Source organism: Microbacterium sp. B24, from assembly GCF_000333415.1.
In the GTDB taxonomy this organism is placed as follows: domain Bacteria; phylum Actinomycetota; class Actinomycetes; order Actinomycetales; family Microbacteriaceae; genus Microbacterium.
Genome location: NZ_BADB01000332.1, coordinates 1 through 2,594, shown reverse-complemented (window position 1 = coordinate 2,594; position 2,594 = coordinate 1). Strand labels below are relative to the sequence as shown.

At 71.4% G+C, this 2,594-nt stretch carries 2 protein-coding genes and 1 pseudogene; all 3 read left to right on the top strand.

Features of this window, described 5'->3' with window-relative positions:
- A pseudogene (locus I5I_RS08590) lies at positions 1-375 on the top strand (DUF3097 family protein); the annotation flags it as partial.
- Positions 376-423: 48 nt separating this feature from the next.
- Positions 424-1,170 (top strand): tRNA (guanosine(46)-N7)-methyltransferase TrmB, encoded by a 747-nt coding sequence (gene trmB, locus I5I_RS08585; RefSeq protein WP_036318377.1) that lies wholly within the window; start codon positions 424-426, stop codon positions 1,168-1,170.
- Between the two features lie 35 nt (positions 1,171-1,205).
- Positions 1,206-2,462, top strand: a complete 1,257-nt coding sequence (locus tag I5I_RS08580) for an MFS transporter (protein WP_051039536.1) — start codon at positions 1,206-1,208, stop codon at positions 2,460-2,462.
- Positions 2,463-2,594 lie beyond the last annotated feature (132 nt).

Sequence of the window (2,594 nt, the reverse complement as noted above, 5' to 3'; positions counted from 1 at the left end):
CGAGGAGCCGCCCGGACCGGAACGACGCTACGGAGTGCTCGTCGACCACCTCGTGCCCGGGTCGAAGGAGTCGCGCATCGCCGACGCCGTCGCCGGGGGCCGCACGGCTCTCACGTGCGGATCGTCGGCCACCCCCACATCGATGTGTGGCAGTGCGTGACCCCGCGGGCGCTCGGCATCGCGGCGTGGCCGGACGTGCCCCGCGGCATCGAGTGGAAGGTGGGCGTGAGCCGGGCTCTCGGGTGGCCCGCCCGCGACCAGGCCGACATCGCCCGCACGTGGCAGCGCATCCTCGCAGCCGTGCACAGCTACCGCGACCTCGACCCGGCGCTGCTGGGACGTGTCGAAGAGCTCATCGACTTCGTCACCGCGTGAACCCGTCGTCACCTCTGTAACCGGAGTGCTCGCCGGTACCCTGGTCGGATGCCGCACGAGACAGATGCTCCCCGTTTCCGCGACAAGCCCGTCTCATTCGTGCGCCGCAGCGGCCGGATGAGCGACGCGCAGGAGCGCGCCTGGGCGGAGCTGGCCTCGCGGTACGTCATCGACGTGCAGCGCGATGCCGCGGCGACCAGCGTGCTTCCGGGGACCTCGGTCGTGCCCGCCGAGGTGTTCGGCCGCGCTGCGCCCCTGACCGTGGAGATCGGATCGGGCCAGGGTCATGCGATCGTCAGCGCTGCGGCCGCCGCGCCTGACCGCGACTTTCTTGCGGTGGAGGTGTTCCGTGCGGGGCTGGCCCGTACGATGCTCGACGCCGACCGCGACGGCATCCGCAACCTCCGCCTCGTCGAGGCGAACGCGCCCGAGGTCCTCGAGCACCTGCTGCCGGAGGCCAGCGTGGACGAGTTGTGGATCTTCTTCCCCGACCCGTGGCACAAGGCCAAGCACAACAAGCGTCGACTGATCGCGCCGCCGTTTCCGCCGCTGGCGGCACGGGCGCTGCGCGACGGCGGACGCCTGCGGCTCGCGACCGACTGGGAGGACTACGCGCGGCAGATGCGTGAGGTCCTGGCCGATGCCGAGGAGTTCGTCCCGGCGTTCGACGGCGAATGGGCCGAGCGGTTCGACGGGCGCGTGATGACGGCGTTCGAGCGCAAGGGCATCGCGAAGGGTCGCGAGATCCGCGACCTCGTCTACCGCCGTCTGCCGCGCACGGCGTCGGGCGCGTGAGCGCGCCGCCGCGCGCCCGCGATCGCTGGCGGGCCATGCGGCCTCTGGCCCACCGTGACTTCCGCATCCTCTTCGGCGCGGTCGTGCTGTCGATCTCCGCGGCCGGGATGTGGGCGGTCGTCATGGTCTATGCGGTCATCCGCATCGACGAGGACCCCGTCCAGCTGTCCGTCGTCGCCGCCGCGAACGCGATCGGCCTTCTCGCCTGCGCGATCCCCGGCGGGATCGCTGCCGACCGGCTGCCACGGCGCCTGATCCTGCGTGCCGTCGAGACGGCGAACGTCTTGGCCGTCGGCTCCGTCGTCGTGGTGGGCCAGTTCGGCACCCTCACGATCGCGCACCTCACGATCGTCTCGCTCGTGCTCGGCGCCGGGGCGGGTTTCTTCTTCCCCTCCTACAGCGCGATCCTTCCGCGCATTCTTCCGGCCGAGCACCTGCTGCCGGCGAACGGCCTCGAAGGAGCGGTGCGTCCCGCCCTCCAGCAGGCCGCCGGCCCCGCGATGGCGGGACTTCTCCTCGCTGCACTGATCCCGAGCCAGGCGGCCGGCGCCGTGCTCCTCGCCCACGCGGCGGCGCTCGTGCTGCTGCTGTTCCTGCGCCCGGAACCGGCCGCCGAAGCCGCCGACGCAGCCGAGGGCGTGTCGAGCCAGAGCATCCGTCACGACCTCGTCGAGGCCGTGCTGTTCACGGTCCGCACCCCGTGGCTGCTGTGGACGCTGCTGTTCGCGACGATCTGGGTGCTCGTGACGATGGGCCCGGAGGAGGTCCTGCTGCCGTTCGTCACCCGCGAGCGCTTCGGCCCCGATCCGCGTCTGTTCGGGTTTCTGCTGGCGTGCTTCGGCGCCGGCGGAGTGGTGGGATCGGTCGTGGTCTCGTCGCTGCGGATGCCGCGACGCTACCTGAGCGCGATGACTCTCGTGTGGGGTCTCAGCACCCTGCCGTTCGTGGTCATCGGCCTCACGCACGAATACTGGCTCATGGCGGTGAGCGGTTTCGCGTGCGGCTTCGGCTTCAGCTACGGCAACGTCATCTGGGGCACGCTCCTGCAGCGACGTGTCCCGCGCCACATGCTCGGGCGCATCTCGAGCCTGGACTTCTTCGTCTCCCTCGCGCTCATGCCCATCTCCATGGCGCTCGCCGGCCCCCTGTCGACCGTCGTGGAGATCCCCGTGATCTTCGTGGTCGCCGGCCTCGTGCCCTTCGTGCTGTCGCTGCTGGTGCTGTGGATCGCGCGGATGCCGCGGGACGAGATCGCCCACCCCCTTGAGGACGACGGGGAGAACTCACCGTGACCGAGCGCGTCGATGCCGGGCGGCTCGGGGTCGGCGTCCTGCCGGCGGCGGCGGTGTGCCTCGCCGCGCCCGCTTTCTTCGTCCTGCGCCAGCCGCTGCTCGGCATCGCCCTTCTGGTCGTCGGGTCGCGGC

What these genes read in the sequence shown, in the direction of transcription:
- trmB (WP_036318377.1), top strand. Translation starts at nt 424, where the DNA reads ATGCCGCACGAGACAGATGCTCCCCGTTTCCGCGACAAGCCCGTCTCA.
- I5I_RS08580 (WP_051039536.1), top strand. Translation starts at nt 1,206, where the DNA reads ATGCGGCCTCTGGCCCACCGTGACTTCCGCATCCTCTTCGGCGCGGTC.